This is a genomic window from Bacteroides sp. 2201st1_D9_2201SCRN_220225, assembly GCF_040928965.1.
In the GTDB taxonomy this organism is placed as follows: Bacteria; Bacteroidota; Bacteroidia; order Bacteroidales; family Bacteroidaceae; genus Bacteroides; species Bacteroides stercoris.
In genome coordinates this window covers 20,877-27,019 of record NZ_JBCODG010000067.1, presented here as the reverse complement: position 1 = coordinate 27,019, position 6,143 = coordinate 20,877, and the positions used below count along the sequence as shown (strand labels likewise).

Below are 6,143 nucleotides of genomic sequence, written 5' to 3'. Positions count from 1 at the left end.
TAACAGTGGGAGAGTAGGTAGTCGCCGTTTTTAGAGAGAAGCCCCTGTATCGGAAGATGCAGGGGCTTTCTTGTTTTCGGGTTATTTTGTCTGCCTTGCCTTATACTTGCCTTGTTTTGCTTGCTTTGCTTTTCTTTTCTTTTCTTTTCTTTGTTTTGCTTGCTTTCTTGGGGTCAGCAGATTTTTAGTGGGGATTATTTTTATACTTGTGAAGTGTTTTTTCTTTCTTTGCTTTTAGGATACTATATCGTATCATACCCGTATCACATCATATATCTGGCAAGCATTTCCTCTTATGTCTTTCTGTTCTTATCTCTGAAAAAATGCTCTGTCTCTTATGTGAGGAGAAGTTTTATTTATATCTCTTTAAACAGGTTTTGAAATTTCCCTTTCCTTTCCCGTACCGAATGAGTATCCCATAGGAATGCCGGAACTTATATCTTATCATATCCGTATCACAGCGTATTTCGGGCACTGAGCTAATCCTTTACTTCACTCTATCCCTTTAATAAAGAAGATTTGCTATACAGGCGTAAGAGCAGGCTAAGCTGTGTCCCTGCTTTTAGGGGATTTATGCTCTTTTGCCTGAAATTACCGGTTTCGCATTATATTCCAACTGTATCCTATCGCCTTTTTGATAAGCATGTTTTCATGTCTTTCCGTTTTTATGCCTGAAAGAATCCTTTGTATTCTCTGTTGTGAAAAGTAATATTTCACTCTCTGTGTACTGTTACGCTTCCTTTTATACCATATAAATCAGTCTTATCGGTGACCGAAACAGGGTGAAATGAATATAAAAAGTGAATATTTTGTTCTAATTACTACATAATGAGGATAATTATTTGTATCTTTGTCGCCCGAATAAATAAAAGAAGCTTTGGGAAAGTTTGATAAATACAAAATCGATTTGAAAGGTATGCAGGCAGATTCATGCAAATATGAATTTGTATTGGATAACCTTTTCTTCGCTAATATTGACGGTCCGGAAGTGCAGAAGGGCAAAGTCAATGTTGTTTTGGTTGTAAAGAAAACATCTCGTGCTTTCGAATTGAATTTTCAGACAGACGGAATGGTGTGGGTTCCATGCGATCGCTGTTTGGATGACATGGAACAGCTGGTAAGTTCTACAGATAAGTTGCTGGTGAAGTTTGGACATGAATATGCCGAAGAGGGTGATAATCTGATTGTCATTCCTGAAGAAGAAGGAGAAATCAATGTGGCGTGGTTCATGTATGAGTTTATAGCCTTGGCAATCCCGATGAAGCATGTACACGCTCCGGGCAAATGCAACAAGGCTATGAGTAGTAAATTGAGCAAGCATTTGCGTACTACCCCGGATGATGAGATGGATGAAGATTCTTTTGTTTCGGAGGACAGCGATGAACTTGCAAATGATGATACGGAAACAGCGGTAGACCCGCGTTGGGACGAATTAAAAAAAATATTAGATAACAATTAAAGATTAAAGAAAATGGCACATCCTAAGAGAAGACAGTCAAAAACAAGAACTGCAAAGAGAAGAACTCATGATAAAGCAGTAGCTCCTACACTGGCTATTTGTCCGAATTGCGGTGAATGGCATGTATATCACACTGTATGTGGTGCATGTGGCTACTATCGTGGTAAGCTGGCAGTAGAGAAAGAAGCTGCTGTTTAATTGGGCAGTTTGACTAAACTTATACTTGAATATCGGGCGTCTGAAAAGATTTGTAGCATTCAATGAACAAACCTTTTTAGACTGCCGTTGTTTAAGTATCTTTATAAGTAAACAAGATTAATGGAAAAAATAAATGCAGTAATTACAGGAGTCGGCGGTTATGTGCCTGATTATATCTTGACAAATGACGAGATATCCAAAATGGTAGATACCAATGATGAATGGATTATGACCCGTATCGGAGTTAAGGAAAGACACATCCTGAATGAAGAGGGTTTGGGCACATCATACATGGCACGCAAGGCTGCAAAGCAATTAATGCAGCGTACCGGCTCCAATCCGGATGACATCGACCTGGTGATTGTCGCTACTTCCACTCCGGACTATCAATTCCCCTCTATTGCATCTATCTTGTGCGACAAGCTTGGATTGAAAAATGCCTTTGCATTTGATATGTCTGCCGCTTGTTGCGGTTTCCTTTATATGATGGAGACGGCTGCGAACTTTATCCGTTCGGGTAGATACAAGAAAGTTATTATTGTAGGTGCAGACAAGATGTCGTCAATCGTGAACTATACAGACCGTGCTACCTGTCCGATTTTCGGTGACGGTGCGGCTGCCTTTATGATGGAACCGACAACAGAAGAACTGGGCGTTATGGATGCTATGCTTAGAACAGACGGAAAGGGATTGCCTTTCCTGCATCTGAAAGCCGGCGGTTCTGTTTGTCCTCCTTCTTATTTCACGATAGACAATCACATGCATTACCTTTATCAGGAGGGTCGCACGGTATTTAAATATGCAGTATCCAACATGTCGGATATAAGCGCTGCGATTGCAGAAAAGAATAATCTGACAAAAGATACGATTGACTGGGTGGTTCCCCATCAGGCTAATCTGCGCATTATCGATGCTGTGGCGCACCGCTTGGAAGTTCCTCATGAGAAAGTGCTGATAAATATCGACCGCTACGGTAATACGAGCGCAGGTACGCTTCCGCTTTGTATATGGGACTTTGAAGAGAAACTGAAGAAAGGAGATAACCTTATCTTTACGGCATTCGGAGCAGGATTTACCTGGGGAGCTGTTTACGTGAAATGGGGTTATGACGGTAAGAAACAGTAATGTAACCGTTACAAACAAAATATGATAAAAAGACGCATCCTATTTCGATTCGATGCGTTTTTTTGTCTCAATTCAAATACGTGAGGATTATGCATAAAGCAGGTTTTGTCAATATTGTGGGAAATCCCAATGTAGGTAAGTCTACATTGATGAATGCACTGGTAGGTGAGCGTATTTCAATCGCCACTTTCAAAGCGCAGACCACCCGTCATCGGATTATGGGTATATATAATACGGATGATATGCAGATTGTATTTTCGGATACGCCGGGCGTACTGAAACCTACTTATAAATTGCAAGAGTCTATGCTGAACTTCTCCTCTTCGGCATTGACAGATGCAGATGTGTTGCTGTATGTGACGGATGTGGTCGAGACACCTGACAAGCATAATGATTTTGTGGAGAAAGTAAGCCGCATGGAAGTACCTGTATTGTTGCTCGTCAATAAAATTGATTTGAGCAATCAGGAAAAGCTGGTGGAACTGGTGGAGGCATGGAAAGAATTGTTGCCGAACGCAGAGATTATTCCTATTTCGGCTGCCACCAAGTTCAATGTGGATTACGTGATGAAGCGGATAAAGGAGCTGTTGCCGGATTCTCCCCCTTATTTCGATAAGGATCAGTGGACGGACAAACCGGCCCGTTTTTTTGTAAACGAGATTATCCGCGAAAAGATACTGTTATATTATGACAAGGAGATACCCTATTCGGTAGAGGTTGTTGTAGAGCAATTCAAGGAAGAAGAAAAGAAGATACATATCAATGCTGTGATATACGTTGAACGTGATTCGCAGAAAGGTATTATCATCGGTAAGCAGGGGAAGGCCCTGAAAAAAGTGGCCACCGAGGCTCGCCGTGATTTGGAGAGATTCTTCGGGAAAACAATATTCCTGGAGACATTTGTGAAGGTTGACAAGGATTGGCGCAGTTCGGACAAGGAACTGCGTAACTTCGGTTATCAGCTGGACTAATATTCATACGACTGTGACAGTCGCAAAAAACAAAGAGTGTAACCTATGGGAAATTTAGTTGCAATCGTAGGACGTCCCAATGTGGGAAAGTCTACATTATTTAATCGCCTGACCAAAACAAGACAGGCTATTGTTAACGAAGAGGCAGGAACAACACGTGACCGCCAATATGGAAAGTCCGAATGGCTGGGGCGCGAATTTTCGGTTGTAGATACCGGTGGCTGGGTTGTGAACTCAGATGATATTTTTGAAGAGGAAATACGCAAGCAGGTGTTAATGGCTGTGGACGAAGCGGATGTTATTCTGTTCGTAGTGGATGTGATGAACGGAGTGACGGATTTGGATTTGCAGGTAGCTTCCATTTTGCGCCGTACCAAAAAGCCGGTTTTATTGGTTGCGAACAAGACCGATAATAATGAGTTGCAATATAATGCTCCCGAATTTTATAGTCTGGGTTTGGGTGATCCATACTGTATTTCGGCAGTGACCGGTAGCGGTACGGGCGATTTGATGGACCTTATCGTTGAGAATTTCAAGAAAGAGTCTGATGAAATTCTGGATGAGGATATTCCCCGTTTTGCGGTAGTGGGACGTCCGAATGCCGGAAAGTCATCCATCGTTAATGCTTTCATCGGTGAGGACCGCAATATCGTGACGGAAATAGCGGGAACGACCCGTGACTCAATCTATACCCGTTACAATAAGTTTGGTTTTGATTTCTATTTGGTAGATACGGCAGGTATTCGCAAGAAGAACAAGGTGAACGAAGATTTGGAATATTATTCGGTTATCCGCTCTATCCGTTCTATCGAAAATTCGGATGTCTGCATTTTGATGCTGGATGCTACACGCGGTATCGAGAGTCAGGATTTGAATATCTTCTCACTTATCCAGAAAAACTCTAAAGGGCTGGTGGTAGTTGTGAACAAGTGGGATTTGGTGGAAGATAAAACGGTGAAAGTAATGAAAACTTTTGAGAATGCAATCCGCAACCGTTTTGCTCCTTTTGTCGATTTTCCGATAATTTTTGCTTCGGCATTGACTAAACAGCGTATCCTGAAAGTATTGGAAGAAGCCCGTACTGTATATGAGAACCGTATGATACGCATACCGACTGCCCGCTTGAATGAAGAGATGTTGCCGCTTATCGAGGCTTATCCGCCCCCTGCCATCAAAGGTAAGTATATCAAAATAAAATACATTACGCAATTGCCGAATACGCAAATTCCTTCTTTCGTTTATTTTGCCAATTTGCCGCAATATGTAAAGGAACCATATAGACGTTTCCTTGAAAATAAAATGCGTGAGAAATGGAATCTGACGGGGACACCGATAAATGTATATATACGGCAGAAGTAAAAACAAGCCTGTATATATTGGATAAAAAAGTTAAAAGACTGGTTCATATTGACTCAGTCTTTTTTTTGCTTTTTTTATTAGATTGTTTTACCTAATTTTGTAGCTGTAATTGAGATTGCTGCTACCTTTGGTTGCTGCAATAAAAATATATCGTGATGATATACATCAATTCTATTAACTGGTTTTATGAGGATAGGTGTCCGGGGCGGTGGTCCCGGACACTTTTTTTAGGAATACAGTTGTTCTTACAGCCTTAGCCTTCTATGTTTTGTATTTCAACCTCTTTCACTTTACGGAAGAGATCGGAAGCAAAAATAAAATTATTCAAACGCTCATTGGTAGATGTAAAAATATCGTTTTTGCTGCCTTCCCATTCTTTGTGCCCTTCATAAATGTAGATAATTTTTTCTCCGATACCCATTACAGAGTTCATGTCATGGGTATTGATAAGGGTGGTCATATTGTACTCACGGGTAATGTCCTGTATCAGTTCATCAATGACGAGCGACGTCTTGGGGTCCAAGCCGGAATTGGGTTCATCGCAGAACAGATATTGAGGGTTCAAGGCAATGGCGCGTGCGATGGCAACGCGTTTTTGCATACCGCCACTGATTTCACCGGGGAATTTATCTTTCGCTTCAATAAGGTTTACGCGCTCCAGGCAAAACATGGCACGGCGCGTGCGGTCGCGCAAGGTATCCGAGCTGAACATGTTGAGGGGGAACATAACGTTGTCCAGTACCGTCATCGAGTCGAACAGGGCGGCGCTTTGGAATATCATCCCCATTTCGCGGCGCAGGGCTTTCTTCTCTTTCTTTCCCATGGTAAGGAAATTGCGGTGGTCGTATAATAATTCACCTTTTTCGGGTGTCAGCAGGCCTACGATACATTTCATCAGTACGGTTTTTCCGGAACCGCTCTGGCCAATAATAAGATTGGTCTTTCCGTTTTCGAATGTGGCATTGATATCCGTCAGTACCTCTTTCTCTTCAAATGACTTGCAAAGTCCTTTCAGTTCAATCATTCCTACT

General features: G+C 41.8%; 6 protein-coding genes. 5 read left to right on the top strand and 1 reads right to left on the bottom strand.

What is annotated here, in order from left to right:
• The first annotated feature begins 877 nt into the window (after nt 1-877).
• The 5 genes from AB5903_RS17740 (at nt 878) to der (ending at nt 5,112) form a co-directional block, all read left to right on the top strand.
• Entirely contained in the window at nt 878-1,459 is a 582-nt protein-coding gene (locus tag AB5903_RS17740; protein ID WP_005658400.1) for a DUF177 domain-containing protein, read from the top strand.
• Between the two features lie 12 nt (nt 1,460-1,471).
• Nucleotides 1,472-1,657 (top strand): 50S ribosomal protein L32, encoded by a 186-nt coding sequence (rpmF, locus tag AB5903_RS17735; RefSeq protein ID WP_004288267.1) that lies wholly within the window; start codon nt 1,472-1,474, stop codon nt 1,655-1,657.
• A 120-nt stretch (nt 1,658-1,777) separates the two neighbouring features.
• The gene (locus AB5903_RS17730; protein ID WP_005658397.1) at nt 1,778-2,782 is read left to right on the top strand and encodes a beta-ketoacyl-ACP synthase III; all 1,005 of its coding nucleotides are present in this window, start codon (nt 1,778-1,780) and stop codon (nt 2,780-2,782) included.
• 89 nt (nt 2,783-2,871) lie between these two features.
• On the top strand, nt 2,872-3,753 hold the full coding sequence (gene era, locus AB5903_RS17725; protein WP_005658395.1) for a GTPase Era: 882 nt from the start codon (nt 2,872-2,874) through the stop codon (nt 3,751-3,753).
• A 45-nt stretch (nt 3,754-3,798) separates the two neighbouring features.
• Complete coding sequence (der, locus tag AB5903_RS17720) at nt 3,799-5,112, top strand: ribosome biogenesis GTPase Der (RefSeq protein WP_005658392.1); 1,314 nt, start codon at nt 3,799-3,801, stop codon at nt 5,110-5,112.
• Nucleotides 5,113-5,365: 253 nt separating this feature from the next.
• Here the strand turns inward: der and AB5903_RS17715 are convergent, their stop codons facing one another.
• Entirely contained in the window at nt 5,366-6,136 is a 771-nt protein-coding gene (locus tag AB5903_RS17715; protein ID WP_005658390.1) for an ABC transporter ATP-binding protein, read from the bottom strand.
• Nucleotides 6,137-6,143 lie beyond the last annotated feature (7 nt).

Bases quoted from the DNA above. Each gene is read 5' to 3' on its own strand.
- rpmF (WP_004288267.1), top strand. From the start codon at position 1,472: ATGGCACATCCTAAGAGAAGACAGTCAAAAACAAGAACTGCAAAGAGA.
- AB5903_RS17730 (WP_005658397.1), top strand. From the start codon at position 1,778: ATGGAAAAAATAAATGCAGTAATTACAGGAGTCGGCGGTTATGTGCCT.
- era (WP_005658395.1), top strand. From the start codon at position 2,872: ATGCATAAAGCAGGTTTTGTCAATATTGTGGGAAATCCCAATGTAGGT.
- der (WP_005658392.1), top strand. From the start codon at position 3,799: ATGGGAAATTTAGTTGCAATCGTAGGACGTCCCAATGTGGGAAAGTCT.
- AB5903_RS17715 (WP_005658390.1), bottom strand. From the start codon at position 6,136: ATGATTGAACTGAAAGGACTTTGCAAGTCATTTGAAGAGAAAGAGGTA.